The 22318-nt window shown below is 50.4% G+C and carries 17 protein-coding genes; 7 read left to right on the top strand and 10 right to left on the bottom strand.

The window, feature by feature from the left end; translation table 11 throughout:
• Window positions 1–189: 189 nt before the first annotated feature.
• On the top strand, window positions 190–1617 hold the full coding sequence (locus LEUMU_RS0104255) for a lipopolysaccharide biosynthesis protein (protein WP_022951034.1): 1428 nt from the start codon (window positions 190–192) through the stop codon (window positions 1615–1617).
• 327 nt (window positions 1618–1944) lie between these two features.
• Window positions 1945–3405 (top strand): biotin carboxylase, encoded by a 1461-nt coding sequence (locus LEUMU_RS0104245; RefSeq protein WP_022951032.1) that lies wholly within the window; start codon window positions 1945–1947, stop codon window positions 3403–3405.
• Window positions 3406–3410: 5 nt separating this feature from the next.
• Here LEUMU_RS0104245 and LEUMU_RS24630 read toward each other — a convergent pair whose 3' ends face one another.
• Entirely contained in the window at window positions 3411–3782 is a 372-nt protein-coding gene (locus LEUMU_RS24630) for a hypothetical protein (protein WP_022951031.1), read from the bottom strand.
• A 118-nt stretch (window positions 3783–3900) separates the two neighbouring features.
• Here LEUMU_RS24630 and LEUMU_RS24625 point away from each other — a divergent pair, with 118 nt between their 5' ends.
• The 3 genes from LEUMU_RS24625 (at window position 3901) to LEUMU_RS0104225 (ending at window position 6592) form a co-directional block, all read left to right on the top strand.
• Window positions 3901–5070 (top strand): C45 family autoproteolytic acyltransferase/hydrolase, encoded by a 1170-nt coding sequence (locus LEUMU_RS24625; protein ID WP_022951030.1) that lies wholly within the window; start codon window positions 3901–3903, stop codon window positions 5068–5070.
• A 30-nt stretch (window positions 5071–5100) separates the two neighbouring features.
• Window positions 5101–5955: a carbon-nitrogen hydrolase family protein gene (locus LEUMU_RS0104230; protein ID WP_022951029.1), complete on the top strand. Its 855-nt coding sequence runs from the start codon at window positions 5101–5103 to the stop codon at window positions 5953–5955.
• 325 nt (window positions 5956–6280) lie between these two features.
• Window positions 6281–6592, top strand: a complete 312-nt coding sequence (locus tag LEUMU_RS0104225) for a putative signal transducing protein (protein WP_022951028.1) — start codon at window positions 6281–6283, stop codon at window positions 6590–6592.
• Between the two features lie 62 nt (window positions 6593–6654).
• On the opposite strand, the gene LEUMU_RS0104220 is transcribed toward LEUMU_RS0104225, so the two are convergent.
• A complete protein-coding gene (locus LEUMU_RS0104220) occupies window positions 6655–7359 on the bottom strand; it encodes an SDR family oxidoreductase (RefSeq protein ID WP_022951027.1) in 705 nt (234 codons plus the stop codon).
• A gap of 176 nt (window positions 7360–7535) precedes the next feature.
• On the opposite strand from LEUMU_RS0104220, the gene LEUMU_RS0104215 reads away from it, so the two are divergent.
• Window positions 7536–8210: a cupin domain-containing protein gene (locus LEUMU_RS0104215; protein ID WP_022951026.1), complete on the top strand. Its 675-nt coding sequence runs from the start codon at window positions 7536–7538 to the stop codon at window positions 8208–8210.
• 68 nt (window positions 8211–8278) lie between these two features.
• On the opposite strand, the gene LEUMU_RS0104210 is transcribed toward LEUMU_RS0104215, so the two are convergent.
• Window positions 8279–9274, bottom strand: a complete 996-nt coding sequence (locus tag LEUMU_RS0104210) for a Gfo/Idh/MocA family protein (protein WP_022951025.1) — start codon at window positions 9272–9274, stop codon at window positions 8279–8281.
• A 348-nt stretch (window positions 9275–9622) separates the two neighbouring features.
• On the opposite strand from LEUMU_RS0104210, the gene LEUMU_RS0104205 reads away from it, so the two are divergent.
• Window positions 9623–14497 carry a GEVED domain-containing protein gene (locus LEUMU_RS0104205; RefSeq protein ID WP_084708030.1) on the top strand — a complete coding sequence of 1625 codons (4875 nt, stop codon included), beginning with the start codon at window positions 9623–9625 and terminating at the stop codon, window positions 14495–14497.
• Window positions 14498–14616: 119 nt separating this feature from the next.
• Here the strand turns inward: LEUMU_RS0104205 and LEUMU_RS0104200 are convergent, their stop codons facing one another.
• The 7 genes from LEUMU_RS0104200 to LEUMU_RS0104170 all read right to left on the bottom strand — a co-directional run bounded on the left by LEUMU_RS0104200 (window position 14617) and on the right by LEUMU_RS0104170 (window position 22272).
• Window positions 14617–15372: an ABC transporter permease gene (locus LEUMU_RS0104200; RefSeq protein ID WP_022951023.1), complete on the bottom strand. Its 756-nt coding sequence runs from the start codon at window positions 15370–15372 to the stop codon at window positions 14617–14619.
• Window positions 15369–16304 carry an ABC transporter ATP-binding protein gene (locus tag LEUMU_RS0104195; protein ID WP_022951022.1) on the bottom strand — a complete coding sequence of 312 codons (936 nt, stop codon included), beginning with the start codon at window positions 16302–16304 and terminating at the stop codon, window positions 15369–15371. The genes LEUMU_RS0104200 and LEUMU_RS0104195 overlap by 4 nt, the downstream gene beginning before the upstream one ends.
• A complete protein-coding gene (locus LEUMU_RS0104190; RefSeq protein WP_022951021.1) occupies window positions 16301–17473 on the bottom strand; it encodes an ABC transporter permease in 1173 nt (390 codons plus the stop codon). Before LEUMU_RS0104190 ends, LEUMU_RS0104195 begins: the two co-directional genes overlap by 4 nt.
• An 11-nt stretch (window positions 17474–17484) precedes the next feature.
• Complete coding sequence (osmF, locus tag LEUMU_RS0104185) at window positions 17485–18393, bottom strand: glycine betaine ABC transporter substrate-binding protein OsmF (protein ID WP_022951020.1); 909 nt, start codon at window positions 18391–18393, stop codon at window positions 17485–17487.
• Window positions 18394–18696: 303 nt separating this feature from the next.
• Window positions 18697–19068: a hypothetical protein gene (locus LEUMU_RS0104180; protein ID WP_022951019.1), complete on the bottom strand. Its 372-nt coding sequence runs from the start codon at window positions 19066–19068 to the stop codon at window positions 18697–18699.
• A gap of 47 nt (window positions 19069–19115) precedes the next feature.
• Window positions 19116–21329 carry a YgiQ family radical SAM protein gene (locus LEUMU_RS24620; protein ID WP_022951018.1) on the bottom strand — a complete coding sequence of 738 codons (2214 nt, stop codon included), beginning with the start codon at window positions 21327–21329 and terminating at the stop codon, window positions 19116–19118.
• Between the two features lie 37 nt (window positions 21330–21366).
• A complete protein-coding gene (locus LEUMU_RS0104170; protein ID WP_022951017.1) occupies window positions 21367–22272 on the bottom strand; it encodes a helix-turn-helix transcriptional regulator in 906 nt (301 codons plus the stop codon).
• Between the last annotated feature and the right edge of the window lie 46 nt (window positions 22273–22318).

Genomic DNA, 22318 nt, shown 5'->3' with positions numbered 1-22318 from the left:
TTAGACCATCCTTCGGGTATATACCCGCCTCTATCCTGAGTTTGTCTAATAAATCGCAAATTCCGGCTAAACTGGCTAGGTTAAATGCTAGTAAATTGAGTCATCACAACAATTAAAATTCAGCCGATACTCAAGGCATTCTGACACTCATTATTATAGATCGTCGCAAGTACCCAACGAGAACTCTGCATGTTATTAAAAAATAGTGGTATCTACATACTAGCCAAAACGATACCCGGCTTGATGGCATTTAGCGCACTGGCTGTCTATACGCATTTGCTTACCCCCTCAGAATACGGAATTTACACGCTGATTTTCTCAGCGGCATTATTCCTGCACAGTGCTATTTATAACTGGCTACCCGTTGGCCTGATGCGGTTTTGGCCGGGCGGCACGTATACCGATACTAGCTTTGTATCGACCCTCGGCGTACTCTATTTCCGGCTAAGCATACCGGTGCTGATTTGTACCGCACTGGCCATTGCCATCGCGGGTATGGAGTGGGCCTTACCCATCTTGGCAGGCTTATTATTACTAACCGGATTTGCCACACTCACCGTCGGGCAACAGATGCTCTCAGCGCAAATGCGGCCCAATAGCTATGCGCTAATGACTATTAGTTATTCGATACTCGCACTTTCCATTGGCGGCTTAATGGCTTATTTGGGCTTTGGCCCTGTTGGTGTGGTACTTGGTGTGGCTTGCGGCATGTTGGCTCCGGCATTATTGATTAGTGCTAAAAGTTGGGCCTTGTTTGACCGCTCCACCTACTCTCCTGAGCTTACTGGCAAGCTATTAATGTACGGCACACCGCTAGCTGCATCCTTTTTTATGGATGAGATCGCCAATGTATCTGACCGCTATATGTTGGCGTGGATGTCGGGTGAAGCCGAAGCGGGTAAATACGCGGTAGGCTATGATTTAGCCGGTAACTCCATCCTAATGATTATGAATGCGGTAAACCTTGCGGCCTATCCAATGATTGTGAAACTGCTGGATACCAAGGGCAAGCAAGCGGCGCTGGAATACTTCAATACCTACGTCATTCTACTCTTGGGGATCTCGATTCCTGCAGTGATGGGCTTGTCCTTAGTTGGACCGGGCTTGGTTGATCTGTTGATCGGCGAGGAGTATCAGGCGTCCGTTAAGATGCTATTGCCATGGGTCGCCAGCGCGATTTTCTTTATGGGACTGGGTGCATTCTATGCTCATTTACCGTTCCAATTGGGTAACAGTAACTTCGGCATTTTCAAGATTGCGGCCTTTACTGCAGTTGTTAATATTATTCTGAATTTGATTTTAATCCCACGTATGGGCATGTTTGGCGCGGCCATCGCCACGCTGTTGTCATTTATGATTAGTAGTGGATTAGGCTTCTATCTTGGGAAAAAAGTCTTCCCAATTCCATTTCCAAGTCGGGATGTAATCAAAATTGTTATCGCGACGCTGATTATGGGCGCTTGCCTGTACTGGGTGAAAGATCTACGCGGTTGGCATTGGCTATTCCTGCAATTAATGCTTGGTTTAGCGGCTTATGGCGCAGCGGGGTATTTACTGAATATCGGTGGTGTAAGGCAGCTACTGGCAGAGCGGCTTGCCCGAAGAGCTGCTTCCTAAACCGCTCGTTTACTCACGCATCCAACGATCAAGCCCTGACACTCAACTCAGGGCTTTTTTCATCCCTCTTCCGACTGATCTAAATCGGCTTTGCGCTAATAAACTGACAGAATCCCGCGCGCCCGTTGATTACTGGCCTGCTTTCATTCATTATCGTTAATGAAAGATCGTAACCGGAGGCATTGGCAACAGTTCGGATTGTCGCTTCCCATGTATACCCCTAATATTCTGCAGATGATCGGCCCGGCGCTGGTGGTGGCATTTCCAGAGATTGCGCTATGGCGAGCTGATGCGACCTAGAAATTGATCATTGGAGGATTACACTCGATGAGTGAAAAAGCGAAAGTTAAACTCAAAAATATATCTGAAATTCTTGAATATCTCAGAAAGAACACCACACCGATCTACTTCATCTCCCCAACCCCGTTTAGTTTATTGGGTATTGAGCAATGGGTTGGTAATTTCGAATATATAAACTACTTTGATACCTTTGCCGGCGGACACCGTGATGTACTTGTGCCATCAGACCAAGGCTATCAAGACTTTAAATCGATGGAAGATGTGGCCAATTACTTATTGGGACACCCAGAGTTTAAAGCACGCGTCGAAGCCAATGGCGGCGGCGGTAAAGCCCTGTTCGTGATGTTTGACGAGGAAACCGAAGAGCTGGCAGCTAAGCTAGGCTTAGAGATTGCCCTGCCTCCGGAATCCCTTCGCACGCGTATCGACTCCAAAATGGAAACCACGCGTTTAGGTAATGAAGCCGGCGTTGCCAGTGCTCCAAACATCTTAGCCGAAGCTGATGACTATGAAACACTGTGCAAGCTAGCAGAAGACGCTGAGCTAGGCAGCGATTTGGTGGTTCAAACCCCTTATGGCGACTCTGGCCGCACCACTTTCTTTATCAGCAGTGAAGAAGACTGGGATCGCTACGCGTCGAAAATGCGTGGGCAAGATCTGAAGATCATGAAGCGCATCAACCATTTGCCGGGTACTGTAGAAGCCTGTGCAACCCGCCACGGCACACTGGTTGGCCCAGTGATGACCGACATTACCGGCTTTGAGGAAATTACTCCTTATAAAGGCGGCTGGTGTGGAAACGATGTGTCACACAATTTGCTGGATCGCAAAATCGTTAACAAAGTACAGAAGATGGCCCGCAAATTGGGTGATCGTTTGTGGCAGGAAGGCTATAAAGGCGTGTTCTGTTTTGACTTTTTGGTCGATACCGACACCAATGATGTGTACTTGGGTGAAGTAAACCCACGCATCAGTGGCGCATCGCCAATGACCAATCTGATCACTACGACCTATGGTGGATTGCCATTATTCCTGTTCCATCTATTGGAATTCCTGGATGTCGACTACGACTTGAGCCTGCACAATGTGCAAGCCCGCTGGCGCGACTATGACAACTGGAGCCAGTTAATCCTTAAGCAAACTGAGGATGAAGTTGGACTGATCACACAAGCACCTGCGTCTGGTATCTGGACCATGCATGAGGACGGACACATTGAGTTCGGTCGTCGCGCACAACAGGTCACCAGTGTGACTCATGAAGATGAAGCGTTCTATATGCGCGTGTATGCCGAAGGTGATTACAGCTATCACGGTGCTGATTTGGGCGTATTGATTGCGCGTGGTCGTATGCAAACGGCTGACCGTGAGCTATTCCCACGGGCTAAAGCGTGGAATGCGGGCATCAAGTCACAGTTTAAAATTGTGCCACTTGAGCCAGATGACACCACGGTGATTCCAGACGGCTATACCTCAACTAAGTGGTTCTAAACCAACTACTTAAGTGATATGTCGGGCGTCAGGCCATTATTACCTGACGCCGCTTCACCCACCGGGTCTAAATTATTTTCGAGCCAGAAACTCTGAAATCCTTGCACTCTAAACCAGCGCTCCAGCTTATCCAAACACGACCACTCGCGGGTCAACCCCCGGGCACTAATCACTGTCGCCCACTGTCCGTCTACCTTAAATTTTACACCCCATGCATGCGGGTGTTTGCTGTAATCCCCAAAGCCGCCACCCTGCGTCATTCTTGGAATGCGCCACACAATGGGATATTCAGCTATTCGATACTGCGCCCGTAACTCAGCGAGATCGGATTGACGCACAAAAACACCGTTTTCTGTGTACAAAGGTAGAGGTGCCATAAATTATTTCACTCCGTTTAGTAGACAACTGAGGATTTCAGGAATACATTATGACCCATGATGTATAGTTTGTCATTGAACTTCCATACCGCATCATACAAATACTCAAGGAGCCACCATGCAACTTGCATTCCGATCGTTAAAAGAAAATGAACCCGGTGAAGCCTGGAAAACGGTGTTCAATCACGGTGCGCCGGGTTGGCGGCAATGGTTTCTTGAGCGGATTGGTGAAGCGACTCCCGATCTGACGCTCTGTGAGCGAGCACTGAAACGCCACGTGCCAGAGTATCACCCGATCTGGGAAAAACAGCTAGAACTGATAAACGGTGACCCCTTAACGGCTCGTTTCTTAAGCTTCTGGACGCCACCGCGTTATTTGGTGAACTGTTCACAAGCAGTGCTAAACGATGCTAATAGCGGCCCTTTACTGATTCGCAACTACGACCTTGACCCAAGATTAAACGAAGCAACCCTTTACTCAACAAACTGGACCGGTAACCGGCGAGTAATGGGTATGGTCGAAGGCATGTCGGGTTTATCCGATGGCATGAATGATGCCGGACTGGCTATCTCACTGACCTTTGGCGGTCGAGCAGCGGCGGGTAAAGGCTTTGGTATTCCGCTAATTATGCGCTATGTGTTGGAAATGGCACGGGATACGCAGGATGCGCTGGAGATTTTACGCAATATCCCCTCGCACATGTCCTACAACCTGACGTTGGTGGATAAAGCCGGCACCTTAGCAACCGTATTTATGTCGCCAGATCGCCCGGTAATCATTGACCGCAAACCATTTACTACCAACCATCAGTTAGGGAATGAGTGGCCAGCACATGCGCGAATGTCTCAGACGCTGGAGCGTGCTGACATTCTAAAGCACTTTTTGGGGCTTCCGCAGAATGAAGATAGCTTAAAGCAACGCTTTTTAAGTGAGCCCGTATTTCGACGTGGCTACGATAAAGGATTTGGTACCGTGTTTACCGCACTGTACCGCCCGATGACCGGCAACATGGAGCTGTTGTGGCCAGGTCATCAACCCCTGACGCAGAGTTTCGAGCATTTCACCGCCCGCAGCCAACTGGTCAAATATAGCAACACCAGCATCGTCGGTGAGCACTATGGTGAGCAACACGCTGCAGCCGTCGCGGCAGCCCCTCAGGTAGCGCCAGCGAACGATGAGAATTTATCCGAAGAGAACCTCTGGGGCGCTGAAAGTTATCTCACGCCAGAGGTGGTGCAATTAATAAAAAGAAGTTGGCGCGGGTTTGCAACCTCGTGGCACAACTAACTTTAAGACAATCATTGGAGTAAGCTTTATATGTCAAATTTAGCTATTGCAGGAATCCAAACGCACATCACTACTCAAAACAACATTGAGCATTTGAAGCAAAAAGTAGAGCTGCTGATGTACATCTACCCTTGGACTCAGATGGTGGTGTTCAGTGAGCTGGCGGCTTCTGGCCCAATCCATGCCACGGCTGAAGAAATGGGTGGCCCTTATGAAACGGCTTGTCAGGAAATCGCGCTGAAGCATGGCGTTTGGCTGATTCCGGGTTCTTACTTTGAGAAGCAAGGAGAGCTGGTTTACAACACAGCGCCAGTCATTAATCCAGCCGGTGAGATCGTTACGCGCTACCGTAAAATGTTCCCATTTACGCCGTATGAAAAAGGCGTTACTCCGGGTACTGAGTTCTGCGTATTTGATGTGCCTGATGTCGGTCGTATCGGCCTGAACATTTGCTATGACGTGTGGTTCCCGGAGATCAACCGTACCCTAACGACCATGGGTGCTGAGGTGATTATTAGCCCGGTACTGGCACACTTTATTGATCGCGATATGGATCTGGTGATTGCCCAAGCCAATGCGGCGATGTTCCAGACTTATATGTTCCATATCAATGGTTTGGGTGCTGGCGGAAATGGTCGTTCGTTGGTGGTTAGCCCGAGTGGACGCATTCTACATCAGGCGTCGGTTGAAGAAGAACTGATTCCGATTGAAGTTGACTTTAAGAAGGTGCGTCGTCAGCGTGAGCGTGGTCTGCGTAATATGGGTCAGCCAATGAAAAGCTTCCGTGACCGTCCAGTTGATTTCCCGGTGTACGACCGTGAAAACTTTGATGCCACTTACCTGAATAGCTTGGGCGAGTTGAAATTGCCAGTTCGCGGTGAGTAAATTGCGATAGGCAGTATTTAATCAAATGCTGAATCAAGCCACCCTGTTTTTTGGGGTGGCTTTTTTAGTCGTATACGTCAATATTCCGGAAAGCTGGGCATTGAACATTAAACACACTTACAGTGCATCGCCCTATTCAACCGAAGCACTTGTTGCAGATAGAAATGATTTGACCCTATTATTTAACATAACATATTTACTACGAATTTAATCACTCTTAATATTCAAATCTATTAAGTAATTCCCCACCAACAATATCCCACCAATCCACACTCCTCCCCAACAGTGCTAAAATAACTTTCCCCAACCTCGGTAATCACCCACCATGAAACTCGTCTACACCCACGAAAACAAAGTGCTCGTTGAAAACGCAAGAAACATGCTTTCTCTCAAAAACATCGAAACGGTTCTAAAAAATGAATTCGCGTCAGGTGCCGCAGGCGATTTAGTCCCAGCAGAAACGTGGCCGGAGCTTTGGGTTTTAGATGAAGCACACTACGATGAAGCGGCTAGTATTTTGCAGGTATTAACCGAGAAAATCAGCGGTCCGGACTGGATATGCAGCCACTGCCAAGAACCCAACGGCGCAGCATTTGAAAGCTGCTGGAATTGCCAAACCGAGCGTGCTGCTGACTAAACGGCCCATCCCTAAGATGGTGTTAGTAACGACAGCAACACGCTCCATGTTTTACATAGCGCTCATGACAACAGCAAGCCGCCATCAACATCCACAACCGAGCCGGTCACAAAGTCATTCTCAATCAGGAACATGATGCCATGCGCGGCTTCATCTGACGTACCCGCGCGCGGAATCAGATTCTTAGCAGTCAGTTTATTGTAATGTGCCTCACGCGCCTCGCCTTCTAAACTCACCATCGGTGTATCGATTAAGCCCGGCGACATTGCATTGATTCGCTTCGGTTTAATCTCTTTCGCCACACCACGCACCATAGCCTCAACCGCGCCACCAACCGATGACAACGCAATTTGCCCTGGGTTGCAATAACGTGCTGGCGTACCACTAACCACTACGATCACGCCTGTCTCATTCAAGTGCTCCAGACCAAAACGCACGACATTGGTATAGCCCCAAAGCTTATCAAACGACGCTTTATACCCATCCATATCCATCTCTGCAAATGGACCAAATACGCGTCCGCCACCGGTTGCAGCGCTCACCAAAATATCAAATGGAGCCACTTCACTAAACAGTGCTTGCAGCGCTTCGCGATCCAGTACATCACACTGTCTCAGAGTGACATTTGCTGGCATCTCGCCAGCTTTATCCGGATTACGGCTGACCGCGATAACCTCTGCACCCTTCGCAGCCAACTGTTGAACCGCTGCCAAACCAATACCCGAGGTACCGCCAAATACAATGGCTTTTTTGCCGCTAACATTCATGATTAACACTCCATTAAATAGATTAAGTTCCGGTGGAAATGGCCGCACACAGTCAAACGCTTATCCAACCATCGAAATAATTACCGGCATAGATTCCGCCGGATTTAGAGTATCGCACTGAATTGGAATATCATGCGTCTCATACACACAAATTTAACGATAATTAAGGTCCGCTCATGAACGTAAACGACGATTTTTCAAAACGTGTCCTTGTACACTCCGACACGCTGGCTTGGGAAAGCTCGCCAATGGCCGGAGTCGACCGTCGCCGTTTAGATCGCGTGGGCGCTAATGATGAGCGCGTCACAACCGTGGTTCGCTATGCGCCGGGTAGCCATTTTTCGCCTCACACGCATGATACCGGCGAAGAATTTGTGGTGCTCGACGGTGTATTTCAAGATGATTACGGCCACTGGCCAGCTGGCTCCTATGTACGCAATCCCCCAACCTCGCGCCATCAACCAGGCTCAGAGCCCGGCTGTGTGATTATGGTTAAGCTAGGCCAGTTCCAAGCCGATGACCGCACCTTTGTACATATCGATACTAACAAAATTGATAGCGTGCCTGACAGCAATCGCGTTGGTGTTTGGGTCACTCCCCTCTACAAAGATCAGTACGAAAATGTGCGTGTCGAGTACTGGGATGCCGGCGCAACCATTGAGCTAATCACCGATGGTGGTGCTGAGTTATTTGTACTTAACGGCAGCTTTAATGAGTCCGGCGATGAGCTGGTCAAAAACTCATGGTTGCGCCTACCCTTAAATTATAAAGCAGGCGATAAAGCAAGCTTTCAGGCAGGTGCTGATGGCGCTAAGGTCTGGATCAAAACGGGCCACTTAACAGACCTCTAAGTTAGAAAAAGACAACTAGCAAAACCAGACTCAGTAAATGAGGTCGATTACCTGCCCCAAAGCTTTCACTAAGATCTGGGGCTAAACGGATACTCCACGCCAATCTGAGTCAACATTTCATCCATGGTGCGCATATTACCCAAAGTATCGCGCCATGGAATCACCTCACTTTGTAGCTTCCCAGCTCGAATACAGCGCATCGCCTCTTCCGTTTGATACTCAAAACCTGATGCTCTGAATGGCCCTTCAAATACCGTCACCTCACCATCAACCGTCAACGTTGCGCGCTTAGCCGCCCAAAACTCAGCATCGACCGTAATCGAGCCATGAGTACCAGAAATAACGAAATTATTCGCCGTTTGCGCCTGAAAGTTTGAGGTCATCATACTCACCGGGCCGCCATAATTTAGCAGTGCAGAACTGCGCTCATCAACGCCGGTTTCCCCCACAATGCCATCCGCCAGAATACGCTCAGGATCACGCCCCATCACAAACTGCGACATCGCTACACAATAGACGCCCATATCCAGCAAGACGCCACCCGCAAGCTCCAGATTTAATAAACGATCGCCAGTATTGCGTGGAATATTAAAACCAAAAGTGCAGTTAATGACGCGCACATCACCAATCAAGCCCGCCTCTAACCACTGCTTAACCTGCTGCCAAACCGGCAAGAAACGAGACCACAAAGCTTCCATCAAAAATACGCCGTTTGACTCTGCCAGCTCAAATAAACGCTCACTTTCAGCAGCGGTCACTGTGAGTGGTTTTTCACATAATACCGGCTTGCCTGCATTTAGGCAGCGCTCCACGCAATCGTAGTGATAGCGGTGAGGATTAGCGATGTAAATACCATCGACATTAGGGTCGGCAATTAACTCATCGTAACTGCCATACACCTGCTCTGCGCCGCCAAATTCATCAGCAAAAACTTTAGCCCGTGAGTGGTCTGAGCTGGCCACGGCATACAGGGTTGCATCGTCGATAACGCTTAGGCCTTTGGCAAATGTTCTGGCTATTCTGCCTGGCGCGATAATGCCCCAGTTGAAGGTTTTTTGATTCATGTTTTCCGGCTCCTCTTAAGTTGGTGGGTCGGCTAATTATTCCATGAAAACGCTTCAACTCCTTCGTCGTAAGGCGCTTGTTTAATGGAATAATTAGCCTTGTTGGATGATGAGGTAGCATTTTCGAAGTACGTAAATCATTTATAACGCTTTAGTCGGAAATTTACACTGAAAATATTTAAGGACTAGTGCGTGATAATTGGCATTCAACAAGCATTCATTCCTGCCGTGTTAGGGTCAGAGGAGCCTTGCTAGAAAATCTTGCTCATAAAATGTCAACGTAGTCATGCTTGGTTAAAATGGCTTAGGCCTACAAAATAATCACGACTCACCAACGATAAGAGTGATATGCAAATAACAATAATAGAACTCTCAAGGCTTCGTCGCGCTCTGATTTGCTGGCTTGGCTTACTGCTAGTCCTCCTCTCAACCGCTAGTTTGGCAGGGCCTCCGGCTAATGCTAAGGCATTTGTGTGCGAGTCTCCGGTCTATCAAATTGCTCGCCAAGACTCCCAACTCATTCGGATTAGTGTCACGGGCACTACCGCCGAATTTATTGATGTTGGCTCCAGTGCCGGTATGAAAATTAATGGCGGCTGGGGTTATAACGTCATTGATAGCTTAGGCTATGGTATCCGTAGCGGTACTCAAGATTTATTTGTAGTCGATGGTGACGGCACCTTTACCAACCTAGGTACGGTAGCCGGAATGGGCAATACCAAAGGCAGTAACGCGGGCGATATTTTGCCCGATGGTACGATGATCTTTAAGAACAACAAAGGCACCATTATGACGCTGGATCTCACCAGCGAGCCTTATACCATCAACTCATCCTTTAATCTGACCGGCCCTGCATCTAATGCCTCTTATGTCGATATGGCCCTCAATCCTGTTGATGGCAAAATGTATGCCGTTGACTCAAGAACTGATCGGGTCTTTTACTTTGATGTCGATACCGGAGCCACCACCTACTTTGGCGGTTCAAACCTCACCGGCAGCTATGGTGCTCAATGGTTCGATGAAGATGGTTATTTTTACGCCTACGATAATGGTACTAATAACCTATTTATTATCGATGCGGGCGTGCTTGGCTCAGGCACCGGTGAAGCCACTTATATCGCCACCAGCCCGATCGATGAAGGCGGCACCAATGATGGTTTGAGCTGCCGTGGCCCGGCCCTATTACCGCTACTGGATTATGGTGATGCCGCGCCCAGCTATGGCGACTCACCACACCGCGTTGCCGCCATTCCCACTGTCTATTTAGGGACTACCAAGCCGGATATCGATAGCTCACCCAAGAACTCTAATAACGGCAGCGTTGATGGCTTGGGCGATGATAATGATGGTGGCGATGATGAAGATGGTGTTAGCTTTCCGACCTTAGTTCGAGGCCAAGCGGCTACTATTAGCGTGACCGTTAATGGCGCTTCTGGATACCTGCAAGCATGGATAGATTGGAATGCCAATGGCGTATTTGATACCGCCGAGCGCATCGCCAGCAATATTCAGGATACCGATAACAATGGCACGATAGAGCTTGCCATCACCGTACCTGAAACCGCACAAACCACTCAAACCAGCGCTCGCTTTCGATGGTCGACTGACCGCAATGTCGCTCAAACTGGCGAGGCTAGCGATGGTGAAGCCGAAGATTATCTGGTGACTGTTTTTCCACCCGTATTCTTAACGCTGATTAAAAACGTCAGCAATGATAATGGCGGCAATGCCCTACCCTCAGACTGGACACTACGCGCCATTGGCACCAACCAAACCTACAGTGGCATTACTGGCGATGACAGCATCACCAATGCGGTGGTTAGCACCGGCACTTACACCTTATCGGAGCTTGGCCCTAGCGATTACTTGCGCACCAGTATCAGTTGCACCGGCGGCACCTTAGTTGGCGATCAACTTACCTTAAGCGATGGCGACAACGTCAGCTGTACCTTTAACAATAATGACCAAGCTGAATTCCCCGGTTGTAGCGCGGTCAGCTATATCGATATCCGACCGGCAGACTTAGGCCTGTCCGATACTGCCAGCCAAAATAATATCTCTGGCAGCTATGACGTCAGCAGCTTATTTGGCTTATCAAACGGCGTGATCAGTCTAAATTTGAGCAATGCGGCTATTCGCAGCAATCGCTTTACCACCTCACAATCGCAAGCCGCTGACTGGACATTTAGCAGTCCAAACTACCCTCTCTACTTACGAGTAGAACACGCGGCAACGCTGAGCGGCGATGGCAAGATTGATGGCTTTAGCGCTTTAGATGGCTCGCTCTACAGCCCAATAAACACCGCACCGAGTGGCTATTTTTATGGAGCCGTTCAGGCTACCGGACAACTGGATTACCACGTCGAAGCTGGCCCTGCTGCGAGCGTCCAAAGCCAAGCCTTTATCTGGCAATCACAGCAAGCGGCTAGCCAATTGCGAATTTCCACCACAAACAGTGACCGCTTCGAAAATGACTACGCGATTTCAGCAGCCTTATGCCAAGAGGAAGATTGGGGCGATGCGCCAACCGCAAACACCGGCTACGGACATGCCCGCCACGCCATTGGCGGCAGTGTCTACCTAGGCAGCACGCCACCCGATGCCGAAACCAGCAGCCCGTCAGAGATTAATGCCGACGGTGATGACTCACTCGGCAGCGACGATGAAGATGGAGTCGCTGACTTCCCTGTTCTACTCGATAGCAGCACAGAATACAGTGTCGATGTCAGCTGCTCAGGCGTCAGCAGTACAGTTACCGCTTGGATCGACTTTAATAATAACGGCATTTTTGATGACTCAGAACAAAACAATAATCACCCCATCACTTGTGGTGCCGGGGTTGCCACGCTGGAATGGTCAAACCTAATCGGGCTAATGCCTTCGCTGACTTATGTACGCGTAAGAACCGCCAGCGATGCCAATGAAGTCGCATCGGCTACCGGCTCGGCAATCGACGGTGAAGTTGAAGATTATATCCTGAGCATTGCCAAGCAAACCATGAGCGAGCCACCGAACGGCGCCTGTGTTGCTGAAGGTGGCGCGATAGGCAGCGATAACTTAATCACACAGTTTGATGCCGGTAGCTTCGGCACCGAAAACGGCAATCCGGGGCAATCTCCTGCTACCGATCCGTACCTTGGCGCGGTGACGGGCAGCACTTATGGGCAATATCAGTCGCGCAGTACCAACAACCCAGATGGCGCGCCCCTACACGGGCAATTCGCCTATGTCTCCAATGTAGTCATCGCCAGAAATACCTCACAACATGAGCCGGTAGTTGATCCTGTATATGGCATGACCGGACGCTTTTTTGTTGCTGATCCGGATGGCAATCCCACGAAGATCAGCCTCACACTCAGTGGGCTTACGCCCTTTGCGCAATACGAATACTCCTTCTGGGCGGCTAACTCTGAGCGCGCGGGCAATCCCAATGAGATTACCGTCTCCGTTGATGGCAACATCCTGTACACCACTGGCCCGCTGCTCGCTGATAATTCGGCACTGCCTTGGCAGCTTCACTCATTTACCTTTACCAATGGCGCATCAAGCAGTGCCGATATCGTGCTTTCATCGGTAAACAACGAGAAAACAGGGAATGATTATTACATTGATAATATGACCGTTAGAGACTGTGATTTTCTCAATGACTTCGGTGATGCGCCTGCCAGTTACGGCATCGCTCACCACGTTGGCCCACTCATTCCCAGCTTACGACTTGGCGCTAGCATTGATGAGGAAGCCGCCAGCCAATACAGCCCCGATAGCGATGGCGATGACAACTCCGGTACCGACGACGAAGACAGTATCAGCAGCTTTTCGCCACTGAAAGAAACCGATCGCATATACCGTGTAACAAGCAATGTCACCAATTTAAGCGGCACGGCGGCTACATTAATTGGCTGGATCGACTTCGACCAAAACGGCATTTTCGAACCCGATGAAGCGGCGATTAGGCAAATTGCCAATGGCACTAATAGCGCTAACCTCACCTTGCAATGGTCAGATATTCCATTGGATAGCCAGTCCGGCAATACTCACCTGCGCTTACGACTGACCAGCAAAGGCTTAAGCAATGAAGAGCCTAGCGGTGAAAAACGTGACGGTGAAGTTGAGGATTATCCGATTACCATTAGCGGAAAAATGAGCGTGAGCGGCCGCGTTTATCATGACGATAATAGCAACGCGAGCTATGACTCCGGTGAGTCGGGAATCGGCAGCGTGACCGTCGTGCTACTAAATACCGATACGCTCGCCTGTGTCAGCACCCAAACAACCGGTAGCGGTGAATACCGATTTAGTGGGTTAGACGCTGGCTCCTACCAAGTCTATGAAGCGGCCAATGAAACAGCTCCTGTCCCGAAAAACTGTGGTGTGGAATTTGCCAGAGACCCTGCAAACTATCGCTCAACCAGCCTCAATGCTGGGACTATTTTCACACTTAGTGCCGGCGAATCAATTGCCAATCAAAACTTTGGTGATATTAGTCCGGTACGCTTTGAGCCAGACCATCAGGGGCAAATACTGCCAGGCAATGTGGCCTTTTATGCGCACCGCTTTAGCAGCGCATTAAGTGGCAATGTCAGTATTACCCAAAGCAATACCAATACGGCATGGTCGAGCTTGCTGTATCTCGATGCCGATTGTAGTGGGACTTTGAATGATAATGAAGTCAGTGTGGCGTTGAGTAATCCAATCGCCGTGAGTGGTGGTGTTCCGGTCTGCGTGATTAATAAAGTGTTCGCGCCTGCCAATACGCCAGCGGGTGATCAATACCTGCAAACGCTGACAGCGATGTTTGATGCTGGGAATAGTTTATCTGGCAGTCAAATGTTGACCGTGCGTGATATAACCACTGCGCAACAAGCGGCGGTTGCGGATAATAGTGTTGGTGCATCGCGTCTTAAACTGGTGAAGAAGGTACAGAATTTGACTCAGGGATCACCTGAAACGGAAACACTGAATACTGCCCTGCCGGGTGAGACTTTGCGCTATCGTATTCATTATCGAAATACGGGCCGTGGGGCGATTAACGATTTGGTGATTAATGACTCAGTGCCGGTGATGACGGAGTTGAGCAGTGGCTCGGCGGCTTGTGTGAGTACGCCGACTAGTTTGAGTTGTAATCCGGTGGTTAGTGGGGCGGGGATTCAGTGGCAGTTTAGTGGGACGTTACTGGGTGGGCAGCAGGGGATTGTGAGTTATCAGGTTGTGATTGATCGGTAGTTATTGGGGCGGCCAATGTTTCCATGAAAACGCTTCGACTCCTTCGTCGTAAGGCGCTTGTTTAATGGAATCATTGACCTTGTGATGTGGATGGCGGGTGGTTAGGTGGTTAGGTGGTTCTATGTTTTTGAGTGAGGATTTGAGTTGGAGTATTTTTGGACTAATTTGGCTTCTAGTTGGACTAGGCTGTCGTAGATGAGTACGGCGAAGAGGCCTACGATTAGGCCGCCTTGTAGTACGTAGGCGGTGTTATTTGTGAGTAATCCGGCGATGATGACTTCACCTAAGGTTCTGGCGGCGACGGTCGAGCCGATGGTGGCGGTGCCAAGTGCGATGACTACGGATAGGCGGATGCCGGTTAGGATAACGGGCATGGCGAGTGGTAGTTCGACTCGGGTAAGTCGTTGCCAGCGGCTTAGGCCGAGCCCTCGGGCGGCTTCCATGGTTGCAGGTGGTAGGGTTGAGAATCCGGTGATTGCGTTTTCGAAGATCGGCAACAGGCCGTAGAGAAACAGTGCCACTAAAGTTGGACCTGCGCCAAAGCCTAGTGCGGGTACAGCCAATGCCAGTACGGCAACCGGCGGAAAGGTTTGCCCCATATTCGTAATGGTGCGCGATAAGGGTAAAAATGCCGCGCCCGCTGGACGGGTGACTAAAATGGCTAAGGCGACCGCGACTAATGTTGCCACGCTGGAAGCCAGCGCTACCAAGCCCAAATGGCTGAGCGACAACGAGAGCAGCGATGCCCGTTCATAAATAATCGGGCCATTAACTGGCGCAAAGGGTGCAAAAACCCAGGTAAACCACGTCGGTTTGAGTACCAGTGCTAATAGCAGTGCAACCAGCGCTGCCCGAAATATTGTCGCCAACTTCATTTTGGACCTTCAGCGCAGGCGCGGATAGCATCTAAGGTTACCCGACCTAAAAGTACGCCTTCTTTTACCACAGGCAGTGCTTCCCTACCCGTCCACAAGCAAATTGACAGCGCATCACGCAGGCTGGTATTTGCCTCCAGCGGCTCACCGTCTGCCGCTCCTTCCTCGACAATATCAGAGACTGGATATAACGATAAAAGCCGTAATGGTCGCTCTACGCCGCCCACCATATTCGCTACAAATTCGGTTGCTGGCTGCTGGATAATTTCGGCGGGTGTGCCGTATTGCACTAGCTTCCCGGCATCCATTACCGCTACCCGATCGCCAAGTTGAATGGCTTCTTCCATATCATGTGTGACTAGCATAATGGTTGAGCCGAGCGCGCGTTGTATGCGTCGTAAGTCCTCCTGCGCCCTTGCCCGAATGATGGGGTCGAGTGCGCCGAAGGGTTCATCCATCAATAACAGATCCGGTCGCGAAGCAAGTGCGCGCGCCACTCCTACCCGTTGTTGCTGACCACCCGATAACTCGGCGGGATAGCGATCACGAAATTGACTGGGCTCCATTGAAAACAGATCTAATAACTCATCTACGCGTGCATTGATTTTGTCCTGAGGCCAGCCTAGCAATGTTGGCACAGTCCCGATATTGCGCCCGACAGTGTAATGCGGAAACAAGCCATGCCCTTGAATGGCATAGCCGATGCGCCGCCGCAAAGCCGTTTTTGATACTGCATGGATTGATTCGCCATTAATGCGTACGTCGCCGGAGCTTGGCTCGACTAAGCGATTGATCATCCGTAGCAACGTCGTTTTACCTGAGCCAGACGTTCCCACAATCACGGTAATGGAAGCCGTCTCTACCGTCATCGACACCGCATCTACCGCTGGCTTGCCATCATAGAGTTTGCTTATCTTGTCGATCTCGATCATGAGGCTTTCCTTGATGTCGGTTTGGTCAGTTCGACCAGTACATCCATAAGAATTGCGGCGGTTAGAGCCAGCGCTACGGTGGGCAATGCGCCCAGTAGTATCAGGTCGGTGGCTGTCTGGTTGAGCCCTTGAAACACAAAGGAGCCAAAGCCGCCACCACCAATTAATCCGGCGATCACCACCAGCCCGATATTTTGCACCAAGGCGATGCGCAATCCAGCAAGAATCATCGGCAAACCCAGCGGCAATTCAACATGGATCAGCCGCTGCCATACAGTCATTCCCATTCCGCGCGCGGCATCGCGAGCTTTCTCAGGCGCGCTTTGTAATCCGGCCACCATATTCGCCACAACGGGTAACAGTGAATAGAGCAATAAAGCTAGAAAGGCTGGGGCAAAACCTACTCCAGCAATTCCCATCGCCTTGGCCGCCGTATAAGTATTTGCAACCCAACCCAGCAAAGGAATCATAATGCCGAACATCGCCAGCGATGGAATGGTTTGCAGGAAGCTCAGCACGGGAAGTGCTATTTTGCGCAGCCTCTCGCCGTGGTAACAGAGAATGCCAAGCGGAATACCAATAACAGTTGCCGCCGCTAAAGAGCCGAAGGCAAGACTAAGGTGGCGCAGCGCAGCATCACCAAAAGCGGCTTTGCGACTGGCATATTCCTGCATGATTGAAAGATCGGAAAGCAGACCAGAGCCAAGCACAATGGCGAGCAAACTCAGCATCGCCAGCAATAAACCAATCCGTGCAAATGGCCCCGGTGACAAGCTAGTCAAAGCATCAGCCATCAGCAAAATCAGAACGGCTAACAGGCACCAAAAGCCTAAGCCTGGAGAAACCCGAGCATAACTCCCTGCTCCCTCCAATAGCTGCGGCGCGCTCTGGGAAAGCAGCCAAACCAAACCAGCCAACCCCAAGGCTGCACCCACCAACCGCACACGCGGCCATGCAGCAAAGATCCCAAGAACCAAACCGGCCACAATCGCAGTCAAGCCAGGTAATGTCACCTCCGGCCCTGCAAGTTGCCAAGCGGTGATGCCCTCACCCGCAACGATGCGATTGGCTGCCAGCGTCATAAACGGCGCAAGCAGCGCCGCAAATCCAAGCAGTGCGAGCAACAGGCCCGGCGCGGATACACGAGGACCTGCGGCGCGCACCGGCATTAGCGCCGCGATTAGTCCAGCACGCCAGTTTGAGTGAGGTAATCGCGAGCCACGGCTTCAGCGGGTTCGCCACCGACTTGGATGCGGCCATTCAGCTTTTGCAGCGTCGCCATATCCAGCTCAGCGAAAATCGGATTCAGCACTTCAGCAATTGAAGGGTATTCTTTTAATACCGCATCGCGAACCACTGGCGCAGGCTCGTAAACCGGCTGCACACCCTTGTCATCTGCCATCACCACTAAGCCCGTTGCCCCAACGCCACCGTCAGTACCATAAGCCATTGCCGCGTTCACGCCGGAAGTTCCGCGCGCTGCTGCCTGAATCGTTGCCGCCGTATCGCCACCTGAAAGCACGACGGTTTGGTCTGGTGTTAGCTTAAACTGATAAGCTTCCTGCATCGCTGGCAGTACCGCTGGCGAGGAAACAAATTCAGTGGATGCGGCCAGCTTCACTTCACCACCGCCCGCAACCCAAGCACCAAATTCGGACATGGTGGTCAGCTTGTTTTCTTCAGCGACTTTACCAGTCAGGGCAATGGCCCACGTGTTATTAGCAGGCGCAGATTGCAGCCATGTCAGTTTGTTTTTCTCAGCGTCCAACTCCGCAGCGCGCTCATAAGCGGCTTTGGCGTCTTTCCAGATTGGGCTATCGGCTTCATTAAAGAAGAACGCCGCATTGCCAGTGTATTCAGGATAAATGTCAATCTGGTCAGCCAGCAAAGCTTCACGCACAACCTGTGTGCCGCCCAGCTGCAAGCGACGCTCTACGGGTAAGCCGGCATCCTCTAAGGCAAGCGCGATGACATTGCCAAGCAAGCCGCCTTCGGTGTCGATCTTGGACGAGACCACAATGTCGGCCTGCGCGACGCCGGTGAGTGCAAAACTGATACTAGCAGCGGCAAAAGCACGTTTGATGTTCATGATTGGGTACTTCCTGTGTGATGTCGGTTGGTTGTCAATGAGACGGGGGTTTAGTGTTGCTATATTTTAAGTGTTTTAGGACAGTTAGCAAATCATAAGGTTTTTGGGGGCGGCCAATTGTTCCATGAAAACGCTTCAACTCCTACGTCGTAAGGCGCTTGTTTAATGGAATAATTGGCCTTGCTGGGTGGGTGCTATGAGGTTTGAGTACTTGGAGCGCTGAGCACTAATTGAAAAATAGCAGGCATAAAAAAGCCCCTACAAACCAATGCAGGGGCTTTTTAAATCACTCATTCAAACTAACTAAATCGAACCAACTACCTCAAACGTCGGCAGTGTCCCATACATATGGCAAACCACATCAGCCTCTACAACATCCCAGCCAACGCTTTTCGCCATTGCCGAAAGTCCACCGATTTCGATGATGGCAAACAACACTGCAAAAATCATCGAACGGGTAATCAGCCAGATTGCCAGCAGCGCCAAACTGATAACAATAAAGCCTATCAACAGCGGTGCAGGTATACCAAAAAAGACGATCACCGGCTCCGAGCGAACCCCGCCTGCGACAATCGCGTAGGCCGGTTCTAAAAAGCTAATCCCTGCACTACCTATCAACAAACATGCGAATAAGCACTTGCGATATAACTGTGTCGTTGCAGAGATTAAAGCCATTTCATTTACTCCAGCAATAAGGTTTTAGCTGTTTGAATGCGAATTACCTAACGTTTTCCAGCCGGTGCACCGCCGCCTTTACCGCGACCGCCGCGCCCTGCTTTTCCCTTAAAGGGTGCAGCGCCTTTGCCTGCTTTACCGCGTATCCGGTGGTGCAAGTCGCTACCGCTTCCGCCATCTGATTTCGCCCGTGGCGTTGCTGGGTCCCAGGCAGGTACTAAATGGTGCTTGCCGTTTCCGATCAACTCAGCGCGGCCCATCTTTTTCAGTGCTTGGCGAATAATCGGCCAGTTTTCTGGTGCATGGTAGCGCAGCAAGGCTTTATGCAAACGACGTTGCCCTGAATCACGCACACTGCCTACACGTTCAGAGTTACGGTCAACTTTCTTAAGTGGATTCAACTCCGTGTGGTACATCGCCGAGGCCAGTGCCATCGGTGTTGGCAAGAATGCCTGTACCTGATCAGGTCGGAAGTTACTTTTCTTCAGCCACAGCGCCAGATTCAACATATCTTCATCCGTAGTTCCCGGATGCGCCGAGATAAAGTACGGAATCAAATACTGCTCTTTGTCCGCTTCAGTCGAGTACTTATCAAACAGCTGCTTAAAGCGATCATAAGTGCCAATTCCCGGCTTCATCATTTTAGACAGCGGCTGTGCTTCGGTATGCTCTGGAGCGATCTTCAGATAGCCTCCCACATGATGCGTGACTAACTCTTTTACGTATTCCGGATCTTCCACCGCCAAGTCATAACGCAAACCAGAGGCAATAAAGATCTTCTTAATACCCGGCAACGCACGCGCACGGCGATACAGATTAATCAGCGGCTTGTGATTGGTATTCAGATTGCTACAAATACCAGGGAACACGCAGGACAAGCGACGGCAAGAGGCTTCAATCTTCGGGCTCTTACAAGCCAGACGATACATGTTCGCCGTCGGGCCACCCAAGTCAGAAATATTACCCGTAAAGCCCGGCACCGTATCGCGGATGGTTTCCACTTCACGAATAACGGAATCTTCCGAACGGCTTTGGATAATCCGCCCTTCATGCTCGGTGATCGAGCAGAACGTACAGCCACCAAAACAACCACGCATAATATTCACCGAGAAACGGATCATATTGTAAGCGGGGTTGGTCGCATCGCCATACGAGCTGTGCGGCTTACGGGTATACGGCATTTCAAATACTTTATCGAATTCCGACATACTCAACGGAATCGGCGGTGGGTTTAGCCACACATCACGCTTACCGTGACGCTGAATCAACGCCCGCGCATTACCCGGATTGGTTTCCAAGTGGAACACGCGCGAGGTATGCGCATAAAGGTATTTATCTTCGACTACCTGATCATAGGATGGCAGACGAATAACACTGGTATCGCGATCAATATTTTTTGGGCGATGGTCAAAGAACACCACCTGCGCCGCGCCTTCATTTTCCTTTTCGATCTTGGCTACCGCATCAGTATTGCTTTTTTCGCAATCATTTTGCTTGGTCGTGTCGATATAAGGATTGGCTTCAGGATGCTCCAGTGTGACCGGCTCGTCGATGCTGGTGGAGTCGATTACGGTCCAGCCTTCCGGAATGCCTTGGCGCATAAACGCGGTGCCGCGAATATCGGTAATGTCCGTAATCTTGTCACCGCCGGCTAAACGATGCGCAACTTCAACAATCGCTCGCTCAGCATTTCCATATACCAATAAATCGGCTTTGGAGTCTGGCAAAATAGAACGACGGACTTTCTCAGACCAATAATCATACTGCGCGATACGGCGTAAGCTGGCTTCAATCCCACCGATAACAACCGGCACACCTTTATAGGCTTCTTTGGCGCGCTGCGAGTAAACAATCGTCGCACGATCAGGGCGTTTAAAGCCTTCACCATTAGGCGTGTAGGCATCATCCGAGCGGCGTTTACGGTCGGAGGTGTAGTGATTCACCATCGAATCCATATTGCCCGAGGCAACCCCGAAGAACAGGTTAGGTTTGCCTAAGCGCTGAAAATCGTCAACGTTATGCCAATTCGGTTGCGCGATAATGCCCACGCGAAAGCCTTGCGATTCCAGCAGGCGGCCAATAATAGCCATACCAAAACTAGGGTGATCGACATAGGCATCGCCGGTGAGAATGATGATGTCACAGGAATCCCATCCCAGAATATCCATCTCTTCACGAGTCATGGGTAGTTCTGTGGCAGGGCCAAACTTGTGCGGCCAGTATTTACGGTGCGAGAAGATATCGCGAGCTTGAGTATTCATCGCGCGATTATAACGGGTTCAGCGCCGCTTCACAAAACTATTCATCGCCCCAAACTAACTTCCCGCAGGCTGACAAATCATAGCCTTGCAGCAACATCGCCATGCGCTGTGCTTCATCCGATTGCAAGCGTTTAAGTAGTGCCTGAAATAAATGACGAAACCAGATTCCCCGTGTCATCGCCACATCAAACGACTCCCAGCCCAAGCTAATAAAGCCCAGCCCTGCTTCTGTGGCGGCAGCTCGTGGCCCCGGTGCGGCATCGGCTTGGCGCATAACAATTAAGCTGGCCGCTTCATGCTCAGAATGCGCATTGACCACGGCATTGAGATCATCAATATTTTTGCCGGATTTGCCCAGCACTTCCATTAAAAACCGCTGCGAACCAGAGCCAGACTGGCGCTGCACCCATTGCCATTCGCCTTCAAATAACTGCACGGTATCGGTAATCTGCACCATCACTTCAGGATGCACCATAATCCCTTGTTCGCGTTTGAATAAGTGTAGCAACACCCATTGCCGATATTGCTTATGTTGCTTGAGTAAGGCCGGATGGCGCAGACTACTTTCCTCACTTGGCCCCCAATGCATGCAACAGGCGTCAATGCGACGCGACTGCAATAAGCGCAAGCCCATGCGCGTGCCGGTTGGCGTGTAGTTCACCATGCCGCGTGAATTGATTTCATGGGTGTGGGCCAGCACTAAGCGATACAATAAGGGATCATCGCTGCCAGCAATATTCAAGCGATCGGTTAAGGTACCACCGTGTGCCGACTCGATCAGCCAGCGATCCACCAGATTGCGTGGAAACAGCCATTTTCCGGTCACTTTGGTCGCGGGGATCTGCTCTTCTTTGAGCATCTCGTACACCTTTTTTTCATTCAGATGCAAATATTCAGCAACCTGACGCACACTCATGTACGGCTCGTGAACTTCTATCGACATTTCGCTTCTCCTGATGGCTGCGTCTTTTTCAGTTTGTGCAGCAATT

It is taken from the genome of Leucothrix mucor DSM 2157, assembly GCF_000419525.1.
Taxonomy (GTDB): domain Bacteria; phylum Pseudomonadota; class Gammaproteobacteria; order Thiotrichales; family Thiotrichaceae; genus Leucothrix; species Leucothrix mucor.
This window is presented reverse-complemented; position numbering and strand designations above follow the sequence as displayed.

What these genes read in the sequence shown, in the direction of transcription:
- LEUMU_RS0104245 (WP_022951032.1), top strand. Translation starts at nt 1,945, where the DNA reads ATGAGTGAAAAAGCGAAAGTTAAACTCAAAAATATATCTGAAATTCTT.
- LEUMU_RS24620 (WP_022951018.1), bottom strand. Translation starts at nt 21,329, where the DNA reads ATGAATACTCAAGCTCGCGATATCTTCTCGCACCGTAAATACTGGCCG.
- LEUMU_RS0104170 (WP_022951017.1), bottom strand. Translation starts at nt 22,272, where the DNA reads ATGTCGATAGAAGTTCACGAGCCGTACATGAGTGTGCGTCAGGTTGCT.
- LEUMU_RS0104210 (WP_022951025.1), bottom strand. Translation starts at nt 9,274, where the DNA reads ATGAATCAAAAAACCTTCAACTGGGGCATTATCGCGCCAGGCAGAATA.
- LEUMU_RS0104215 (WP_022951026.1), top strand. Translation starts at nt 7,536, where the DNA reads ATGAACGTAAACGACGATTTTTCAAAACGTGTCCTTGTACACTCCGAC.
- LEUMU_RS0104205 (WP_084708030.1), top strand. Translation starts at nt 9,623, where the DNA reads ATGCAAATAACAATAATAGAACTCTCAAGGCTTCGTCGCGCTCTGATT.
- LEUMU_RS0104200 (WP_022951023.1), bottom strand. Translation starts at nt 15,372, where the DNA reads ATGAAGTTGGCGACAATATTTCGGGCAGCGCTGGTTGCACTGCTATTA.
- LEUMU_RS24625 (WP_022951030.1), top strand. Translation starts at nt 3,901, where the DNA reads ATGCAACTTGCATTCCGATCGTTAAAAGAAAATGAACCCGGTGAAGCC.
- LEUMU_RS24630 (WP_022951031.1), bottom strand. Translation starts at nt 3,782, where the DNA reads ATGGCACCTCTACCTTTGTACACAGAAAACGGTGTTTTTGTGCGTCAA.
- LEUMU_RS0104220 (WP_022951027.1), bottom strand. Translation starts at nt 7,359, where the DNA reads ATGAATGTTAGCGGCAAAAAAGCCATTGTATTTGGCGGTACCTCGGGT.
- osmF (WP_022951020.1), bottom strand. Translation starts at nt 18,393, where the DNA reads ATGAACATCAAACGTGCTTTTGCCGCTGCTAGTATCAGTTTTGCACTC.
- LEUMU_RS0104195 (WP_022951022.1), bottom strand. Translation starts at nt 16,304, where the DNA reads ATGATCGAGATCGACAAGATAAGCAAACTCTATGATGGCAAGCCAGCG.
- LEUMU_RS0104225 (WP_022951028.1), top strand. Translation starts at nt 6,281, where the DNA reads ATGAAACTCGTCTACACCCACGAAAACAAAGTGCTCGTTGAAAACGCA.
- LEUMU_RS0104180 (WP_022951019.1), bottom strand. Translation starts at nt 19,068, where the DNA reads ATGGCTTTAATCTCTGCAACGACACAGTTATATCGCAAGTGCTTATTC.
- LEUMU_RS0104190 (WP_022951021.1), bottom strand. Translation starts at nt 17,473, where the DNA reads ATGCCGGTGCGCGCCGCAGGTCCTCGTGTATCCGCGCCGGGCCTGTTG.
- LEUMU_RS0104230 (WP_022951029.1), top strand. Translation starts at nt 5,101, where the DNA reads ATGTCAAATTTAGCTATTGCAGGAATCCAAACGCACATCACTACTCAA.
- LEUMU_RS0104255 (WP_022951034.1), top strand. Translation starts at nt 190, where the DNA reads ATGTTATTAAAAAATAGTGGTATCTACATACTAGCCAAAACGATACCC.